The sequence below is a fragment of the Acinetobacter sp. HZNU-JH01 genome (assembly GCF_037996845.1).
Taxonomy (GTDB): domain Bacteria; phylum Pseudomonadota; class Gammaproteobacteria; order Pseudomonadales; family Moraxellaceae; genus Acinetobacter; species Acinetobacter haemolyticus.
On sequence record NZ_JBBMZX010000001.1, the window covers coordinates 1,421,340 to 1,439,995 of the forward strand.

Below are 18,656 nucleotides of genomic sequence, written 5' to 3' on the forward strand. Positions count from 1 at the left end.
AAATAGGGATTAGCGTTTTTGTGCCAACCACACTGTATGCCCTGCACATTCAGCATCCTCTGCTATCATTTTTATCACTTCAAATCCATGTTGATCTAATAAAAGTCGATATTCGTCAGCAGCTAAACTGGCATGGTACAAAGGCTCACCAAACATCTCACCAATCGCCTCCCCATGTGCAGGTCCACTGGTAAACATTAATGCAGCACCCGCCACAGCATGATCTGAAAATAACCCAAACATTTTTCTTTGATCATCATGCGTCAAATGAAAAAAACTGTCCCAAGCTAAAATCCCTTGAAACTTTTGATCTGATTGAAAACTACGAAAATCTTGCTGTATCCAGTGCTGTTCAGGAAAATTTTGCTGAGCCATTTCAATCATGACATCCGAAGCGTCCACCCCCGTTACATCATGACCATGCTCAATCAAATATTCCGCAATTGGCTTGGCTGAGCCACAGCCCAAATCTAGAATTTTGGATGGAACAGGAATTAAAGATAAAAAACGATCTAACCAAACCTTTTCATACAAATAGGTTCCTCGACGTTCAGTCCATGAACGTCCATATTTCTTATAAATATCGATAATCTGCTTTGCCAAATGCGCCTGCATTTTTCTCTTCCTTAAATATGGCAAGCTCATTCAGAGTTGCTTAGAAGACGTAAATATCGTTTGGATTCGTGGCATTTTGATAAAGAAAATAGCATTTCCACCAAGAATCAAGACCACGCCGATCACAGCGTTGAGCTGCCATTGATAGCCTTCCCAAATTGTCGCCACAACTAAAGCCACCAACGGAAATAATAACGTACTATAAGCTGCCTTCGCTGCACCAATCCGTCCGATGAGATAGAAATAGGCAGTAAATCCAATCACTGACCCAAAAAGCGCTAAATACAATAAGGCACTCAACGCACTGAACTGCATACTCGGAAAGAAATTGTCTTGCTTAATCCCCGAAATCAACGCCATCAAGATCGCACCATATAACATGCCGTAAGCATTGGTACTAAAAATTTCTAATCCATGTTTTTGATGTCGAGTACTAATCATATTGCCCAGTGAGAAGCCATACGTACCCAATACACACAATCCGATCCCAATCAATGTCTGATAGTTCAATGTTGTACCAAAGACATCATGCCAAAATAAGGCCAGCATACCCAAAAGTCCCATCAAAGCTGCTGGATAAAAGCGCGGTGAAATCTCTTGATCAAAAAAGAATTTAGCATTGATTACATTGAAAATCATGGCCATAGAAAAGATCACCGCTTCCAACCCACTGCTAATATATTGCACAGCATAATAAAAACAGACGAAATTTAAGCCAAAAACACATAGCCCCTGTAATACACAAAATAGATGATCTTTTAATGCAAGTTTCTGTAATTTCTTGGTGAGCGCAATAAAGACAAAGAGAACAATCGCTGAAATAAAGAAACGCCAAAACACTGCGACATTTGCTGAGATTCCACTTTGTTGTTGCAAACTAATCGCAATCCATGTGGTTCCCCAAATCACCACCACCAAAGCATATAACAGCGCATTCATCTCATTTAACCCGATCATATTTACATAACCGCTATTTTGCGATGTTTCAAATCATCTTAACTTGCATGTTCTTGCGATGATTATCATCAAATTGCGATTATATTTACCCTCGCTGTACTAATGACAAACGCGATTAAAAATCGCTACACTAGTCACATATTCAAACCTTTGAGTAGAAGATGAAATATCAGATTCTAGATCAATTACAACAATATAAAGCCGAATTGCTTGACTCAGTAGAACTGGGTTCAGGTATGCAACTCGCGATGTGGCACAATAATCAAGATCGCGTCAATGTTTGCAGCAATCACCATACACTGAGTATGTATATTCAAGGCGGATATCAAAGCTATCAAAAAACTGCTCAAGGTTGGCATAATGGTGGTGGCCCTGATCATATGTGTCTGATGCCCCAAGATTTTGAATCAACATGGGATCTTCGTGACTCACTCACTTTTGTCCATCTCTATTACACCCAACAACATTTACAACGTGTCGCAGAACAAGTTTGGGATCGTGAACCCAACCAAATTATTTTAAATCCACAGACTTTTGTTGCTGATCCACACATTGCCATGATTTACCGACATTTTTTACTCAATGGTGCATGGCAAAATCGTGAAAATCACTTACAAATGAGCACTGCAACCACACTGCTACTTAACCATTTAATTAAAAATTATAGCCACGCCCAATGGCAAGCACCGGAAGTTAAAGGGGGATTATCACCGTATGTGTTGAAACAATTATTGCAGTGGATTGATCACAATCTCCATCTCAGTTTGACACTCTCTGACTTGGCACAGCAAGCTCAACTGAGTGAGTATCATTTTGCTCATATGTTTAAGCAATCGATGCGAATGCCACCCCACCAATATGTAATGCAACGTCGCTTAGAACAAGCACATCAAGCATTACAGCAAACCAATCTCAATTTAACCGAAATTTCTGCGCAATATGGTTTTAGTTCTAGCAGTCATTTTAGTAATCGATTTAAAAAATATTTTGGTTACTCTCCCTCTCAAATGCGCATGAAGTAAGTTCATGGTTAGGTCTCTTATATTTTTTTGAATTAAAGAAAACCCAATAAGGTTTAGATCATTGAGAAAGAAGTCAAAAATTCAAATCTTTAGGCCTTTAGCCAAAAGTCGTTTAAAACTCCCACAATCCAAGCTTTTTGTCATATAATTTAGCCCGCCAGCTAATCGCCCGCTCAAGAGAATTTTGATATGACAACGATCATCAAACAAGATGACTTGATTACATCAATCAAGGATGCCCTCCAGTTTATTTCTTACTATCACCCGCAAGACTTCATCCAAGCGATGAGCCGTGCGTATGATCGTGAAGAAAACAAAGCTGCAAAAGATGCTATTGCACAGATCCTCATCAACTCACGTATGTGCGCTGAAGGTCACCGACCAATCTGTCAGGATACAGGGATCGTTAACGTTTTCCTTGAAGTTGGCTTAGATGTTAAATTTGATTTAACCATGAGCTTAGATGATGCAGTGAACGAAGGTGTGCGCCAAGGTTACCTAGAGAATTCAAACGTACTTCGTGCTTCAGTTCTTGCTGATCCAGCTTTTGGTCGTAAAAATACCAAAGACAATACCCCTGCGGTTATTCACTATAAACTCGTACCAGGGAATAAAGTCGATATTACCGTTGCAGCAAAAGGTGGCGGTTCAGAAAATAAATCTAAACTTGCGATGCTTAACCCATCTGATTCGATCGTGGATTGGGTACTTAAAACCGTTCCAACGATGGGTGCAGGTTGGTGTCCACCAGGTATGCTCGGTATTGGTATCGGTGGTACTGCTGAAAAAGCCATGATGCTTGCGAAAGAAGCACTCATGGAAGAAATCAACATGGACGAATTACTTCGTCGCGGTCCACAAAACAAGATGGAAGAACTCCGTATCGAGATCTTCGAAAAAGTAAATGCGTTGGGTATTGGTGCTCAAGGCCTTGGTGGTTTGACGACTGTTCTTGATATTAAAATCAAAGATTACCCATGTCATGCTGCAGGTAAGCCAGTCGGTATGATTCCAAACTGTGCTGCAACTCGTCACGCACACTTCCAGTTAGATGGTACAGGTGTTGCACACATTCAAGCGCCTAAACTTGAAGACTACCCTGCTGTGACTTGGGATTCTTCTCAATCAAAACGTGTAAACCTTGATACCATTACACAAGAAGAAATGGACTCTTGGAAACCAGGAGATACCTTACTTCTTAACGGTACAATTTATACAGGTCGTGATGCAGCACACAAGCGCATGGTCGACATGTTAAATAATGGTGAAGAACTTCCAGTCGACTTAAAAGGTAAATTTATTTACTACGTCGGTCCTGTTGATCCAGTAGGTGATGAAGTGGTTGGTCCTGCAGGTCCAACAACTGCAACACGTATGGATAAATTTACGCGTCAAGTCTTAGAAGCAACTGGCTTATTCGGCATGATTGGTAAAGCGGATCGTGGTCCTGCGGCTGTTGAAGCAATCAAAGACAATAAAGCAACTTACTTGATGGCTGTCGGTGGTGCTGCTTACCTCGTGTCTAAAGCTGTACGTGAAGCGGAAGTCGTTGCATTTGCTGACCTAGGTATGGAAGCAATCTACAAGTTTGTGGTTGAAGATATGCCTGTGTCCGTTGCAGTTGATGTCAATGGTACATCTATCCACGCAACTGCTCCAAAAATCTGGCAAGCAAAAATTGGAAAAATTCCAGTGGTTGATGCTGCACAAGCTTAAGCTTCCGTGTATATCAACAAAATATAAGTGATATTCACTTTAAAGGCATTGAGGTTATCCTCAATGCCTTTTTAAATGCTTGAAATTTGATAATACGATGAAACCTCTATTACACTGCTTAAACATTAACAAGGGAGGGCGCTCAATATTATGCTTTATCAAAGATTCTTACTTCTATCCACATTTGCTATTTGTTCTAGCAGCTATGCTCAAAGTGAACCTGACTTACAGCAACAGATCAATAATTTAAAACAACAACTTGCTGCACTCGAAACCAAACTACACCAACAACAAGCTAAAGCATCAGATGAGAAAATAGAGACCACCCACACTGAGGCTAAAAAAAGTAAAGTTGAAGTCGGAGGAGCAGTTCGTGCCAATTTAGGTATCAACTCATACGAAAAAGGCAATAAAGACCGTCATGGCGATTTTGATTTCGATATGATCGCACTCAAATTTAATGGCAATGTTGACGACATCCTGCTCGGTGCAGAACTGCGTTTTTATGACTACATGACGACCGTCAAATATGCGTGGTTGGGTTATGAATTCCTACCGAATTGGGAAGTTAAAGCCGGTATTACCCCTGTCCGCTTTGGTAATCAGCCCTACAACTCTCACAGCTATTATTTCAGCCCCAATTATTATATTGGTCTAGAAGATGACTTTGATCTTGGGATCTTAGTTTCACGTCAAATGAAAGATAATTGGCGACTGGATTTAGGCTTCTATAAAAATGATGAATTAGGCGGTGTTGATGGTTATGTTGATGATCGTAGTAAACGCTACTCATACGATGTAGTTGGCGTACGAACTAAAGGTGAGGATATTTATGCTGAGCCCACACAAAAAATTGGTGAATACAATACGCTTTCAGGTCGCGTAGGTTATCAATTCGACATCGGTGGGGTTATCAGTGAAATAGGTACATCGGCCCTTTATGGTGGATTACATGACAACCAAAACCGTGTCGGAAATTACCACGCATGGGCGGTTCATCTCAATAGTAATTATCAGCGCTGGAACTTCCAATTACAGCACAGCCAATATGACTACAATGTCAACAACAATGCAGATCGTATGATTGTAGGTGCTTACGGTTTTTATGATTCTATTGCAGCTCAGGCCAAGTCATTAAGTGCAAATATTGCTTATACATTACCCGTTTCTCTAGGGCCAATTTCGCAACTACAATTTTATAATGATTACGGGATGATTTACGATAAATCTGACAATAGTCGCGATACCTTTATGAACACGACAGGTGTTGCGGTTTCTGCGGGTAATTTCTTTAGCTATATCGACTTTGTGAACGCAAAAAATCAACCTTTCATCGGAGGAAGTGTTGCAGGTGATAGTTCTAAAACTGAACAACGTTTTAATATTAACTTAGGTTACTATTTCTAAACCTTAATTAACTATATGTAGAAAGGCAAAACTAGATTGCGCCTTTCTACATAGATCATCATGGCATATTACCACGTCAAAGGATTCCATAATTTAAATGGCTTCACGAGATGCACTTCTGATTTAACATCGTATTTTTCAGGTTTAAGTTCTTGTGGTTTGGAACGTACTTTCCCCGATTCTTCCTGTGCCACAAAATTATAACTAGACGATTTTAAACGGGTAAATGCGATTTCCTGACGAGCAACTTTATCAGGCGTTGGCATAAATGGACCTGAACGCACACTACGCTCAACTTTGTTCTCTTCGTCGTACTTAATAAAATAGGTCTGCCCTGCGTCCACGCTAAAATCGATGTACTTCGGTTTTTGAAAATGCAATCCAACCAAAGGACGACTCACACTTAAACGATAAGTGCCAGCAGGCAATTCAAGCCAATAATAGTGATTATGCAATAAGCTTGGAATGCGATGCCCATTGATAAATAAATTTGCAGCGGCGATCTCTTGGCGATTCCAACGCGTATCAGGACGATATAAGTAGACCACAGCAGCCTGCTCATTTTGCGGTTTAATCGGACTGAAATGCTGACCTAATTTTTGATTTACCCAACCACCCACTGTGAAACCACCCACATGGTATTGATCAAATAAACCAGGCTCTTTCTCAGTATCAATAGGTGGTAGCGTTGCAGTCAGCGCTGTTGGTTTTTCTTCAACTGTCTTATGACTTTGACAGCCTGCCAACACCCCTGCACAGCACAATGATAATATTAAATAACGCATGACATCCCTCAAGGCGTTTTCTTGGATTTATTTTTAACTACGCAATACTATGCGGATTTTTCAATTTTTAAGATTAACACCTCAACGTCTAATTGCAAATAAAAAAAGCATGAAAAGCGAAGCCTTTCATGCTTTTTAGATAAACGATACAAGATCAGGATTATGCTGACTTGGAGTCGATCACCTTTAAGTCTTTCTTTTCAACTGTTTCTACACTGGTCGTTTGAGGTAAGCGCTCAGCCTTAAACTTCGGCTTCGCTGTTCCATTGATCACAGCTTCATCAACAATCACAGTACCCACATCTGAACGACTCGGTAAATCATACATCGTTTCAAGCAGTACATTTTCCAAGATAGAACGCAGACCGCGAGCCCCTGTATTACGTTCTAATGCTTTCTTCGCCACCGCACGTAAAGCTGACTCTTCGAAGACTAGATCTACATCTTCCATCGTAAACAAATACTGATATTGACGAGTTAATGCATTTTTCGGTTCTGTCAGAATCTGCATTAATGCCTCTTCATCCAGTTCTTCTAATGTTGCAATCACAGGCAAACGACCAATGAATTCAGGAATCAAACCAAACTTCACAAGATCTGTTGCTTCCACCTGACGGAATAGTTCAGAGACTTTTTTACTGTCATCTTTGTTTTTCACATCAGCGGTGAAACCAATTCCACCTTTTTCTTGACGCTGCTGGACAATTTTTTCTAAACCAGAGAACGCACCACCACAAATAAACAAAATATTTGCAGTATCAATCTGAATGAATTCTTGCTGAGGATGCTTACGGCCACCTTGTGGAGGAATTGATGCGACAGTACCTTCAATCATTTTTAATAACGCTTGCTGTACGCCTTCACCAGACACATCACGGGTAATCGATGGATTTTCAGATTTACGCGTAATCTTATCAATCTCATCAATATAGATGATTCCTTTTTGCGCTTTCTCAACATCATAGTCAGCTTTTTGCAAAAGCTTTTGTACAATGTTTTCAACATCTTCCCCTACATAACCAGCTTCGGTTAATGTAGTTGCATCAGCCATTGCAAAAGGAACATCGAGTAAACGTGCAAGTGTTTGTGCAAGTAAAGTTTTACCTGAACCTGTAGGTCCAATTAGCAAAATATTACTTTTCGCAATCTCAATCTCTTTATGTGTATGACCTGACTGCCCTGCTTTTAAACGCTTGTAGTGGTTGTACACTGCAACAGATAAGGTTTTCTTAGCGATATCTTGTCCAATAACATACTGATCCAAGGCAGCACGTATTTCATGCGGCTTAGGCAAAGGTTTACTCGCCCAATCACCTGCCTCAACTTGTTGACTCGTTTGAACCAAGTCCATGCAGACATCCACACACTCATTACAAATATATGCGTCCTCACCTGCAATCAGTTTCCCGACTTCAGACTGCGTTTTACCGCAAAATGAACAATGTTTTTGTCCTTGAGGATGTTCGGACATATTTACTCCAATTCTAAATCTTTAAAATTACGGACGCTTACTTAATACTTGATCAACTAAACCATATTCTTTCGCCGCTTGCGCTGTCATGAAGTTATCACGATCAGTATCACGAGCCACTGTTTCATAGTCTTGCCCACTATGCTCAGCCATCAAACGATTCAAACGCTCTTTGATAAATAAAATCTCACGTGCATGGATTTCGATGTCAGAAGCTTGACCACGGAAGCCACCTAATGGTTGGTGAATCATGACGCGTGCATTTTCAAGACAGTAACGTTTACCTTTCGCACCTGCATTTAACAAGAATGCACCCATAGATGCTGCTTGTCCCATACAATAAGTCACAACATCAGGTTTAATAAACTGCATGGTGTCATAAATCGCCATACCCGCAGTGACTGAGCCACCTGGTGAATTAATATAAAGGTGAATATCTTTTTCAGGGTTCTCTGCTTCTAAGAATAACATTTGTGCAACGATTAGGTTTGCCATGTTATCTTCAACTTCGCCCGTTAAGAAAATAACGCGCTCACGCAATAAACGTGAAAAAATATCAAATGAACGTTCACCACGAGATGATTGCTCAACGACAACAGGAACTAAAGCATTTTCAATTGTTGGAACATACATACGTTTATTTATTCCTAAATTATTGTGACTCGGTCTATGCCAACAATATGAGGGATAATCGATGAAATTGCAAAAGGTTCACTCTGAATTATTCGATTATTTCAGCTGATTTTTGGCAATTTTTCGACAAATTAACACATTCATAACAGAGACAAAGACAGATAAAAAAAGGCGCTTACGCGCCTTTCTTCAGAACTTTTTAAAAATTAGCCACGGCGAGCTTGTTGTTCTTTCAATAAGTCTTCATAACTGATCGCAACATCAGTTACTTTAGCAGCAGCTAAAATGTGATCAACCACTTGATCTTCTAACACAACAGCTTCAATTTGAGCGCGTTGTTGTTTGTCATTTTTGAAGTATTCAACAACTTCTGTTGGATCTTCATAAGAAGAAGCCATGTCATCGATATAAGCATCAACACGTGCTTGATCAACTTCAAGTTTAGCATCAGCCAATACTTTGCTTACCAATACGCCTAGCTTAACTGATTTCTCAGCTTGTTCTTTGAACAATTCATCAGGAAGCATGCTGCTGTCAAATGCACCTGCGCCTTGAGCACCAAACTGCTGAGTGAATTGTTGGATCATTTGTTGACGTTGACGGTCAATTTCTTGAGCAACCATAGAAGCTGGAACTTCAATTTCGTTTGCAGCAACAAGTGCATCAAATGCCGCTTGTTTTACTTGGTTACGAAGACCATTGCGAACTTCACGTTCCATATTCTTACGAACGTCAGCTTTTAATTTGTCTAAGCCTTCTTCTTCAGTTAAACCAAAGATTTTTAAGAACTCAGCATCAATCTCTGGAAGCTTTTGTTTTTCAACAAGCTTTACAGTGATTTTGAATTGAGCTGCTTTACCAGCCAAGTTTTCAGCTTGATAGTCTTCAGGGAAAGTAACATCAATCACTTTCTCTTCGCCTTTTTTCATGCCGATGATGCCATCTTCAAAACCTGGAATCATACGACCTGAACCAAGAACAAGTTTAAAGTCTTCAGCAGCACCACCTTCAAACTTCTCACCATCAACTGTACCTTCAAAGTCGAAAGTCACTTGCATGTCTTTTTTCGCCATGCCTTTGGTTTCAGTCCAAGAAGCACGTTGCTTTTGCAAGTTTTCAATCATGACATCAACGTCTTTATCATTGATTTCTGATGACTTACGTTCAACTTCTAAGTCAGCAAAAGCTTTCACTTCTACTTCTGGATAAACTTCAACAGTTGCTTCATATACTAAAGCATCATCTTTGTTTTCCACTTTCTCAATGTTCGGCATACCGACAGCATTGATTTTCTCTTGTTGAATTGCTTCGAAAACAGTGTCACGGATGACGTCATTTACAACTTCTTGATAAATGCTTGCACCATATTCACGGCGAACAACATTTAAAGGCACCTTACCTGGACGGAAGCCGTTGATCTTCACAGTTTTGGCAGTGCGTTTTAAGCGAGCTTCAAATTGCTCGTTAACACGGCTCGTCGGTACAGAAACATTTAAACGACGGGCAACGCCCGAAACCGCTTCAGTCGTTACTTGCATGGCTTCCTCGATATTTAGTTAGTAGTAACAATTTTTTAAAGTGCCACATTATATGACAACTTTTCAGATATACAAAATTAGATGATGAAAAAGTCACTTTATCTGCCCACCCACCCTAATTTATTAAGATTCTTAAATCAAACTTAAAACAATGTTTCTTTTTGTTGTTAATGATAAGTTTTATCATTATCATTAATACATCTATATACCACCCACATTCTCGTGACTTTTATTTTTGTTTAGGGATATTTTTAATTATGGCAAGGTTTAATCCTCATCCTCTCTCCGCCGCTTTGCTCGCGCTTGCATCGAGTACTGTATATGCCAATAACAATGAGCCAACCACCCATCAGCTCTCAACCATTGTGGTATCTGCTGCAGGTTATGAGCAAGATATTAAAAATGCACCCGCTTCTATTAGTGTCGTAACAAAAGAAGATATTGAAAAGAAAAATGCGACCAGCATTGCAGATCTACTATCGGACGTGCCTGGCATTGATATCCGTGATGGTATTGGCAAGACCTCTGGCTTAAATATTAAAATGCGTGGTTTGGACAATGAATACAGCCTGATTCTGATCGACGGCCGTCGCCAAACCACCTCTATAGACGTGACACCAAATGGTTTTGGTGAATCCTCTAATGGTTTTTTACCTCCGTTAGCTTCTATTGAACGAATTGAAGTGATTCGAGGACCAATGGCAACGCGCTATGGTTCAGAAGCAATGGGTGGTGTGATTAATATTATTACCAAGAAAATTAGTGATGAATGGAATGGCAATGTCACAGTAAGTGGCAATGTGATGGAACATAGCGGTGAAGCCGACTCATGGAAAACCAGCTTAGTCGTCAATGGTCCAATTATTCAGGATAAACTTGGCGTACAACTACGCGGTTCTTATTTAGATCGCCAAAAGTCGGAACGTGTTCCAGGCACTTCAGGTCGTGACCCACGCCCAAGCGAAGCAGACATTTATGATGTTGGTGGAAAATTATCATTTAAATTGAATGATCAAAATAGTTTTTGGATAGATGGCTTTCACTCAAATCAAACTTATAAAAACGATGATAGCCGTTTAGGTACACAAGATTGGACGACCGTACCAAGAGGTGCAACGGAACTGGGCGCTACAGGCTATAAAGATAAATTGGAGTTTAAACGTGATCAGATTGCTTTAGGTCATGACGGTGACTATAGTTTTGGTCAATGGACCTCCTATGTTAGTCAAACCAAAACTGAAACGATTGGGCGCACTATACCGCATAATACATTCCCTGGAAATGCCTCAGCAGGTCAGGATCGTACACTAAAAAATACTGATTTTGTTGCCGACTCGCATGTAGTTTTACCTATTGCTGATCATAAGTTAACGGTTGGCGCTGAATATAAAGAGGCTAAAATTGCAGATGACATAGCTGGCTTTGGTTCTACGTTCAAAAAAGATTCTTTCTCTGTCTATGCTGAAGATGAATGGCGTATCTTGGAAAATCTCGGTTTCACTCTTGGTGGTCGTTATGAAGATCACTCTGGGTTCGGTGGTCAATTTAGCCCACGTGCTTACCTAGTCTGGAACGCAAATGACAACTTGACACTAAAAGGTGGTGTCAGCACAGGCTACAAAGCACCTTCAGCCAAAGATCTTCACAATGGTATTATCAGTATCACTGGACAAGGAACCTCTTTTAATGTGGGGTCCCCAAACTTAAAACCAGAAGAATCAACCAACTATGAGCTTGGGTTTAATTATAACAATGGCAATTTAGACCTTACCACTACAGCGTTCTTTAATAAGATTAAGAACCTGATTACAGATGGGCCAGAATTATTAAATTGTTCTTCTGCAACAAATCCGAATCAACCAGGTTGTGTGAGTTATGGTTCACATATTACGCAAAATAGCTTTAACCAAAAAATCAATGCGGATGAAGCAGAAACCAAAGGTATTGAACTTAGCCTCAAATATAGCATTATTCCAGAATGGGACATTAAAGCTGCATATACCTACATGGAATCAGAAATTACCAAAGGTAAAAACAAAGGTTCATACCTAAGTAACGTACCCAAGAATGCATTTAACATGACCTCAACTTGGCATATCAATGATGCATTTGATTTATGGTTGCAGCATGAATACAAGTCAGATCGTAAGCGTTACGATACTGAGCAAACTACCGGTGATGCCGCTATTATTTACAATGCAACCAATAACAAACTAAAAGGCTATAATTTATTCAACTTAGGTGCAAGTTACAGCGTTAATGATCAATTACGTTTTAATGGTTCTGTTAACAATTTACTTGATAAAGATTTTAGCAGTAATGGTTCATATATAGATGCACAGGGTAATCCTGCGTCTTATTATGACTACATGCAAATCAGCTCAAGTATGTCAGGCACCTACCTATCAGGTCGTAACTATTGGTTATCTATATCTTATGATTTCTAATTCAGTCACGTTGTAAAGATTCAGCTTCGGATAAAACCATTTTTGGGGATTTGGATGAGTTCAAAAACTCCAACTCCCTCAAAAGGGTTTTAAATTTTAAAAGAAGAATTAGAAATCACCATGGCTTTGATGGGAACAGCGAGCATAGATGACATTAACCAAGATTTTATTTACCGAGATTAGCCAATATCTCGGTAAATATTTTCATTATTTTTCTATTTAGCGCAAAAATAGGAAATTATTTCTTGTTCATACAAATTAAAATGCTTTATAGATTTAGATAGACCTTTGCAGTTGCCTGTATTTTCACCTAGACTGTTTTCTATTACGTGATTAATATAGCAACACAACCGAATAACTGCGTTGAATGGTAGATGATGAAAACAAATCGCGGCTTTATCCATCCGTCTCATAAAAAACATCTCGCTGCTCTCCTGATGCTGCGCCTCGTGCGCATATAACTTTTTTGACCTAAATTTTTAGGCACTCGACACAGATTCTCTTTAAATTATTTCGAATAGACACCATATATAAAGTAGCACGTTGCATTTACGCTGAATTTGCAACCCCTGCTATGACAAGGAGTTAGCAAAATGTTGGCAGATCCAAGTAAAAAATACCGCCGTATGTATCAACGTGTGGATTTACCAGACCGTCAATGGCCAAATAATGAAATTAACCAAGCGCCAATTTGGATGAGTACCGATCTTCGTGACGGTAACCAAGCGATTTTTGAACCGATGAATATGGAACAAAAATTAAAAATGTTCCATATGTTGGTAAAAATTGGTTTTAAGCATATTGAAATTGGCTTTCCATCTGCATCACAAATCGACTTTGACTTTGCGCGCAAATTGATCGAAGAAGATTTGATCCCAGAAGATGTCTACATTGAAGTCTTAGTGCAAGCACGTGATCATTTGATTGAACGTACTTTTGAATCCTTAGTGGGCGCAAAGCGTGCAATCGTGCATATCTATAATTCAAACTCACCAACATTCCGTCAAAAAGTCTTGAATGTCGATGTCGATGGTGCGAAACAACTTGCCATCAACGCTGCCAATAAAGTCAAAGAATATGCAGCACAATATCCTCAAACTGAATGGGTATTTCAATACAGTCCTGAATGTTTCACTGCAACAGAATTAGAAGTTGCCAAGGATGTATGTGATGCAGTCACAGAAATTTGGGAAGCATCGCCAACCAATAAAGTGATTTTGAACTTACCTGCAACTGTTGAAGTGTCAACGCCAAATGTTTATGCCGATCAAATCGAATGGATGCATCGCAACTTGGCGCGTCGTGATGGTGTGATCATTTCTGTTCACTGCCATAATGACCGTGGTTGTGGTATTGCAGCATCTGAATTGGCGATTATGGCTGGTGCTGACCGCGTTGAAGGTTGTGTGTTTGGAAATGGTGAGCGTACAGGTAACGTTGACGTTGCAGCCATCGCTTTGAACATGTATACCCAAGGTGTTGCACCGAATTTAGATTTCTCGAACATCAATGAAATCATCGCTACAGTTGAAGAATGTACAGGCTTGCCTGTTCATCCTCGTCATCCATACGCAGGTGATTTAGTCTTCACAGCATTCTCTGGCTCGCACCAAGATGCGATCAAAAAAGGCTTTGAATTCCAGAAAAATGAAGAAATTTGGGATATGCCTTACTTGCCAATCGATCCGAAAGACTTGGGTCGTGACTACGATGCGGTAATTCGTGTGAATAGCCAATCAGGTAAAGGCGGTATTGCATACTTATTAGAATCAAATTACAACGTTGCCTTGCCACGTCGTGTTCAGATTGAGTTTAGTCAGATCGTTCAACAACACACTGATGAAAATGGTACAGAAATCAGTGCGCATGAGATTTGGACATTGTTCGAAAAGACTTATGTGGATATCAAAAACCACCATTATCAAACTAAACACTATCAGTTGTCTGATATCAATGGCACACAAATCATTGAATTAGATATTGAAATTGAAGGCGAAATTCAACGTTTACGTGGTGAAGGTAATGGCCCAATCTCTGCAATGTTGAACGCTTTACAGTTGCCAATCGATGTTGTGAACTATGAAGAACGTAGTATTAGTTCTGGTGCAAATGCCAAAGCCCTTGCTTTAATTGAACTCCAAGTGAAAGGCACAGGCAAAAGCGCATTTGGTGCAGGTGTACATGACAATATCGTCACTTCATCAATCGAAGCCATTATTGCATGTACCAACCGATTGATTGAACAAGGTGTGTTAACAACGGATCAAGTGGTTGCCGCTGCAGTTTAACAAAAACAATCGTTTAAAAAGGATACCAGAGTTGGTATCCTTTTTATTATTGATAAAAGATTTATAGGACGAACGATTCCAGTGTCTTTTCCATCGGATTCAGTGGGTTTAGTCACACCACAAAAATTTTCATTTGAAGCACCATTAGAACTTGAGTGTGGGAGAGTCTTACCTCGCTTTGATTTAATGGTTGAAACCTATGGAACACTCAACGCAGATCATTCCAATGCCATCTTAATTTGTCATGCCCTATCAGGTCACCATCATGCCGCAGGTTATCATCATGAAGATGATAAAAAAGCAGGTTGGTGGGACAGTTGTATTGGTCCTGGCAAAGCAATTGATACCAATCACTTTTTCGTAGTTGCACTGAATAATATCGGTGGTTGTAGTGGCTCTACGGGACCAATCTCACCCAATCCTGAAAATGAAAATCGTCCCTATGGCCCTGACTTCCCTCTCGTGACTGTACGAGACTGGGTAAAGACCCAAGCCATGCTTTCTGATCGTCTTGGTATTGATGTATGGTACGCTGTCATCGGTGGTTCATTGGGAGGCATGCAAGCTTTGCAATGGTCGTTGGATTATCCAGATCGTTTAAAGAAATGTGCGATTATTGCGAGTGCACCAAAGCTTTCTGCTCAAAATATTGCGTTCAATGAAGTCGCACGCCAATCTATTCTGTCCGATCCAGACTTTCATCATGGACGTTATTTAGAGAATGATAGCTATCCAAAACGTGGCTTGATTTTGGCGCGGATGGTTGGTCATATCACTTACCTATCAGAAGAAGCCATGAAACAAAAATTTGGGCGGGATCTAAAATCTGGCAAATTTATGTATGGTTTTGATGTTGAGTTCCAGGTTGAAAGCTATTTGCGTTACCAAGGCGAACAATTTAGCCGTAATTTTGATGCAAATACTTACTTGATTATGACCAAGGCTTTGGATTATTTTGACCCCTCACGTGAGTATGAGCATTCATTGACCAAAGCAATGAGTCAACCGAAATGTCAATTTTTGGTAATTTCATTCACCACAGACTGGCGTTTTAGTCCAAGCCGTTCACAGGAATTGGTTGATGCTTTGATTGATAATCATAAACCTGTGAGTTACTTGGAAATTGATGCTGAACAGGGCCATGACTCTTTCTTGTTCCCAATTCCGCTGTATGTAAAATCCTTACGTGCATTTTTAGGTGGAGAACAACAGTTGCAATCGACATCGCAGGAGCTGAACTAATGCGTATAGATCAACGACTCGCCGAAAAATGGATTAATCCAAATTCTAGCGTGCTAGACTTAGGTTGTGGCGATGGCGAATTATTGGCTCATATGAGCAAACAGCACAATATTCGTGCTTATGGCTTAGAAATTGATCAAGAAAAGATTGCAATTGCCATCAGTCGGGGGTTAAATATTATCCAACAGGACTTAAACTTAGGTTTAAGCCGTTTTGCCGATCAATCTTTTGACTCTGTCGTGATGGCACAAGCTTTGCAAGCTGTAGATGCACCTGATGTATTACTTCGTGATATGGTGCGTGTGGGTAAGCAAGCAATTATTACTTTTCCAAATTTTGCATATTGGAAGACGCGTTCTTTTCTTGCATTAAAAGGGAAAATGCCTGTTTCGGAGGCTTTACCTTATATGTGGTATAACACTCCGAATATTCATTTATGTACATTCCGTGACTTTGAAGCCTTATGTGCTGAGAATCGGATTAAAATTATTAATCGACTTGCCGTTAATGGTGACCAACAAGGTAGTTTGCTCAGTAAGCATATGCCGAACCTATTTGGTGAAGTCGCAATTTATCGAGTGAGCGCTCTATGAAAAAGACATTAATCAGCACATTTTTATTTGGTCTGATCAGCATACAAGCGCATGCAGACTATGTTGCTCAACCGCAATCCGTTGCTGCACAAGCAGCACGATATTCAGTGATGAGTATTGGTGAATTGCAAAACGCTGCAAAAGCAGGTCAGGCTGGGGCACAGTTTTATTTAGCAACTCGTTACCAACATGGTAAGGACGTTGCAAAAGATGAGAAACAAGCGTTTGCTTTATTTAAAGCTGCTGCAGACAAAGGTATTTCCGCTGCACAGCTCAATGTTGGTCGTATGTATGCCGATGGCATTGGCATTAAAAAAGATGAAGTGTTAGCGCGCAAGTATTTTGAAAAGGCTGCAAGTAATGGTGATAACCGTGCCAGCTTTAATCTTGCTGTGATGGAAGAACAAAAGAAAAACTATATTGGTGCTTATCAATGGTATGAGCTTTCAACACGTGATGGCATGCTCGATACTAAAGTGATTAGCTTGTCAGAAGGTAAGAAAACAGCTTTGGCTGCAAACTTAACTCAAGAGCAAATCCGCACTGCACGCGACCGTGCTGATAAATGGATTCAAGCACAATAATCTTTTTTAAGATTTAGTGAAAATATAAAAACCGACTTGTGAGAGTCGGTTTTTTAAACCCAAGATAATTAAAACTTTTGCAATTATATGATAGATAACTCTTATTTAGATAAGCTGATTAAAGATTGCGAAATGGCTAAGCAATCAAGACCTATAAATACTTATCTTTATTCTAGTGATGATGATTTAGAAACTTTTCTCTCTCTTCATCTTAACGAGCTAACACAAGACAAAATTTCTGCAATCTATATTATTAAAGAAATCAATGGTAACCCCGAAGAAACTCGTTCCAAATTTAAACAATTTAAAATGAATAAAGAAATTGCATGTCCAAAGCTTAATCTTAATGCTTCTGAAGTTTTATATGTAGGGTCTTCATCAAAGAATATAATAAATCGCTTAAAGCAACATATTTTAGGTACTCATGCAAAAACCTATGCACTTAGACTAAAAGAATGGTTTCAGGGTCAATACGAGATTGAAATTAGAACTTACAAAGTATCAAATAGTATATTGCAACTAATAGAAGATAACTTATCTCATACCTTACAACCAGCATTTGGAAAAAAAGGAGGAAACAACAAATAATTAAAAGAATATAAAACTATCATTAGAAAAATGTATGAGTTTTCAACACTACCCTATTCCATAAAAACCCCCTAAAATCCAACTCATTCTATTGTGATACAAAATTGCTATGTCCACTCCACATTGGTTAAGTCAAGGCAGCCTTGTCCTTGCTAGTAACAACAAAGGTAAAATCGCAGAATTTGAACACCTATTTCAACAGCTCAATCTACCTACCGAAATCATTCCTCAAGGCAAACTCAATATCGATGATGCTGTTGAAGATGGTCTAAGTTTTGTCGAAAATGCGATTATCAAAGCGCGCCATGCATCTAAACTTTCAGGAAAACCAGCGATTGCGGATGACTCAGGTCTATGCGTCCCAATTTTAGGTGGTGCACCTGGGATCTATTCTGCACGATATGCCGGTGAACATGGCAATGATACAGCGAACAATGAAAAGCTTTTGGCTGATCTCATTCCCTTCCGCAAAAATAGCGAAAGCATAGAAGGCATGTTTGTTTGCGTATTGGCATTAGTTACGCATGCAGAAGATCCTCTTCCACAAATCTTTCAAGGTATCTGGAAAGGTGAGATTTTAGAAGAAGCACGCGGCGAAAACGGATTTGGTTATGATCCTTTATTTTGGTTGCCAGAACTTAATCTATCCAGTGCCGAATTAAGCAAAACAGATAAAAATAGAATCAGCCATCGTGGTCAAGCGATGCAACTTTTTAAAGCAAGTCTAAGTTAATATTTATAGAAACCTGAAGCATCTATTCAGGTTTCTG

The 18,656-nt window shown here is 39.6% G+C and carries 16 protein-coding genes; 10 read left to right on the top strand and 6 right to left on the bottom strand.

The features are described 5' to 3' along the window. Positions 1–9 precede the first annotated feature (9 nt). On the bottom strand, positions 10–615 hold the full coding sequence (locus AAC851_RS06790; RefSeq protein ID WP_340600667.1) for a class I SAM-dependent methyltransferase: 606 nt from the start codon (positions 613–615) through the stop codon (positions 10–12). Positions 616–645: 30 nt separating this feature from the next. Further along, on the bottom strand, positions 646–1,554 hold the full coding sequence (locus AAC851_RS06795; RefSeq protein WP_340600668.1) for a DMT family transporter: 909 nt from the start codon (positions 1,552–1,554) through the stop codon (positions 646–648). Between the two features lie 179 nt (positions 1,555–1,733). Here AAC851_RS06795 and AAC851_RS06800 point away from each other — a divergent pair, with 179 nt between their 5' ends. The 3 genes from AAC851_RS06800 to AAC851_RS06810 all read left to right on the top strand — a co-directional run bounded on the left by AAC851_RS06800 (position 1,734) and on the right by AAC851_RS06810 (position 5,717). Beyond that, positions 1,734–2,594 carry a helix-turn-helix transcriptional regulator gene (locus tag AAC851_RS06800; protein ID WP_004640920.1) on the top strand — a complete coding sequence of 287 codons (861 nt, stop codon included), beginning with the start codon at positions 1,734–1,736 and terminating at the stop codon, positions 2,592–2,594. Positions 2,595–2,783: 189 nt separating this feature from the next. Further along, positions 2,784–4,310 (top strand): fumarate hydratase, encoded by a 1,527-nt coding sequence (locus tag AAC851_RS06805; RefSeq protein WP_004640921.1) that lies wholly within the window; start codon positions 2,784–2,786, stop codon positions 4,308–4,310. A gap of 150 nt (positions 4,311–4,460) precedes the next feature. Next, a complete protein-coding gene (locus AAC851_RS06810) occupies positions 4,461–5,717 on the top strand; it encodes a carbohydrate porin (RefSeq protein ID WP_125503045.1) in 1,257 nt (418 codons plus the stop codon). 68 nt (positions 5,718–5,785) lie between these two features. Here the strand turns inward: AAC851_RS06810 and AAC851_RS06815 are convergent, their stop codons facing one another. From AAC851_RS06815 to tig, 4 genes are all read right to left on the bottom strand, one after another. After that, positions 5,786–6,502, bottom strand: coding sequence for a DUF2846 domain-containing protein (locus AAC851_RS06815; RefSeq protein ID WP_004640925.1), 717 nt, complete (start codon positions 6,500–6,502; stop codon positions 5,786–5,788). A gap of 160 nt (positions 6,503–6,662) precedes the next feature. Beyond that, the gene (gene clpX, locus AAC851_RS06820) at positions 6,663–7,973 is read right to left on the bottom strand and encodes an ATP-dependent Clp protease ATP-binding subunit ClpX (protein WP_004640927.1); all 1,311 of its coding nucleotides are present in this window, start codon (positions 7,971–7,973) and stop codon (positions 6,663–6,665) included. Between the two features lie 27 nt (positions 7,974–8,000). Beyond that, complete coding sequence (clpP, locus tag AAC851_RS06825; protein ID WP_004640929.1) at positions 8,001–8,606, bottom strand: ATP-dependent Clp endopeptidase proteolytic subunit ClpP; 606 nt, start codon at positions 8,604–8,606, stop codon at positions 8,001–8,003. Positions 8,607–8,812: 206 nt separating this feature from the next. Next, positions 8,813–10,144 carry a trigger factor gene (gene tig, locus AAC851_RS06830; RefSeq protein ID WP_004640930.1) on the bottom strand — a complete coding sequence of 444 codons (1,332 nt, stop codon included), beginning with the start codon at positions 10,142–10,144 and terminating at the stop codon, positions 8,813–8,815. Between the two features lie 257 nt (positions 10,145–10,401). Between tig and AAC851_RS06835 the strand changes: the two genes are divergently transcribed. The 7 genes from AAC851_RS06835 to rdgB all read left to right on the top strand — a co-directional run bounded on the left by AAC851_RS06835 (position 10,402) and on the right by rdgB (position 18,619). Further along, positions 10,402–12,591, top strand: coding sequence for a TonB-dependent receptor domain-containing protein (locus AAC851_RS06835; RefSeq protein ID WP_340600669.1), 2,190 nt, complete (start codon positions 10,402–10,404; stop codon positions 12,589–12,591). A 593-nt stretch (positions 12,592–13,184) separates the two neighbouring features. Beyond that, entirely contained in the window at positions 13,185–14,879 is a 1,695-nt protein-coding gene (gene leuA / locus AAC851_RS06840; protein ID WP_161401490.1) for a 2-isopropylmalate synthase, read from the top strand. 81 nt (positions 14,880–14,960) lie between these two features. Further along, positions 14,961–16,121, top strand: a complete 1,161-nt coding sequence (gene metX / locus AAC851_RS06845; RefSeq protein ID WP_005086773.1) for a homoserine O-succinyltransferase MetX — start codon at positions 14,961–14,963, stop codon at positions 16,119–16,121. After that, positions 16,121–16,714, top strand: a complete 594-nt coding sequence (metW, locus tag AAC851_RS06850; protein WP_005086774.1) for a methionine biosynthesis protein MetW — start codon at positions 16,121–16,123, stop codon at positions 16,712–16,714. The genes metX and metW overlap by 1 nt, the downstream gene beginning before the upstream one ends. Beyond that, positions 16,711–17,298: a tetratricopeptide repeat protein gene (locus AAC851_RS06855; protein WP_109441563.1), complete on the top strand. Its 588-nt coding sequence runs from the start codon at positions 16,711–16,713 to the stop codon at positions 17,296–17,298. Before metW ends, AAC851_RS06855 begins: the two co-directional genes overlap by 4 nt. A 132-nt stretch (positions 17,299–17,430) precedes the next feature. Next, on the top strand, positions 17,431–17,886 hold the full coding sequence (locus tag AAC851_RS06860) for a hypothetical protein (RefSeq protein WP_335985062.1): 456 nt from the start codon (positions 17,431–17,433) through the stop codon (positions 17,884–17,886). Positions 17,887–17,995: 109 nt separating this feature from the next. Further along, positions 17,996–18,619, top strand: coding sequence for an RdgB/HAM1 family non-canonical purine NTP pyrophosphatase (gene rdgB, locus AAC851_RS06865; RefSeq protein ID WP_340600670.1), 624 nt, complete (start codon positions 17,996–17,998; stop codon positions 18,617–18,619). Positions 18,620–18,656 lie beyond the last annotated feature (37 nt).

What these genes read in the sequence shown, in the direction of transcription:
- AAC851_RS06810 (WP_125503045.1), top strand. Translation starts at nt 4,461, where the DNA reads ATGCTTTATCAAAGATTCTTACTTCTATCCACATTTGCTATTTGTTCT.
- AAC851_RS06800 (WP_004640920.1), top strand. Translation starts at nt 1,734, where the DNA reads ATGAAATATCAGATTCTAGATCAATTACAACAATATAAAGCCGAATTG.
- clpP (WP_004640929.1), bottom strand. Translation starts at nt 8,606, where the DNA reads ATGTATGTTCCAACAATTGAAAATGCTTTAGTTCCTGTTGTCGTTGAG.
- metW (WP_005086774.1), top strand. Translation starts at nt 16,121, where the DNA reads ATGCGTATAGATCAACGACTCGCCGAAAAATGGATTAATCCAAATTCT.
- AAC851_RS06835 (WP_340600669.1), top strand. Translation starts at nt 10,402, where the DNA reads ATGGCAAGGTTTAATCCTCATCCTCTCTCCGCCGCTTTGCTCGCGCTT.
- AAC851_RS06855 (WP_109441563.1), top strand. Translation starts at nt 16,711, where the DNA reads ATGAAAAAGACATTAATCAGCACATTTTTATTTGGTCTGATCAGCATA.
- AAC851_RS06805 (WP_004640921.1), top strand. Translation starts at nt 2,784, where the DNA reads ATGACAACGATCATCAAACAAGATGACTTGATTACATCAATCAAGGAT.
- leuA (WP_161401490.1), top strand. Translation starts at nt 13,185, where the DNA reads ATGTTGGCAGATCCAAGTAAAAAATACCGCCGTATGTATCAACGTGTG.
- AAC851_RS06860 (WP_335985062.1), top strand. Translation starts at nt 17,431, where the DNA reads ATGGCTAAGCAATCAAGACCTATAAATACTTATCTTTATTCTAGTGAT.
- AAC851_RS06790 (WP_340600667.1), bottom strand. Translation starts at nt 615, where the DNA reads ATGCAGGCGCATTTGGCAAAGCAGATTATCGATATTTATAAGAAATAT.
- AAC851_RS06815 (WP_004640925.1), bottom strand. Translation starts at nt 6,502, where the DNA reads ATGCGTTATTTAATATTATCATTGTGCTGTGCAGGGGTGTTGGCAGGC.
- tig (WP_004640930.1), bottom strand. Translation starts at nt 10,144, where the DNA reads ATGCAAGTAACGACTGAAGCGGTTTCGGGCGTTGCCCGTCGTTTAAAT.
- rdgB (WP_340600670.1), top strand. Translation starts at nt 17,996, where the DNA reads ATGTCCACTCCACATTGGTTAAGTCAAGGCAGCCTTGTCCTTGCTAGT.
- clpX (WP_004640927.1), bottom strand. Translation starts at nt 7,973, where the DNA reads ATGTCCGAACATCCTCAAGGACAAAAACATTGTTCATTTTGCGGTAAA.
- AAC851_RS06795 (WP_340600668.1), bottom strand. Translation starts at nt 1,554, where the DNA reads ATGAATGCGCTGTTATATGCTTTGGTGGTGGTGATTTGGGGAACCACA.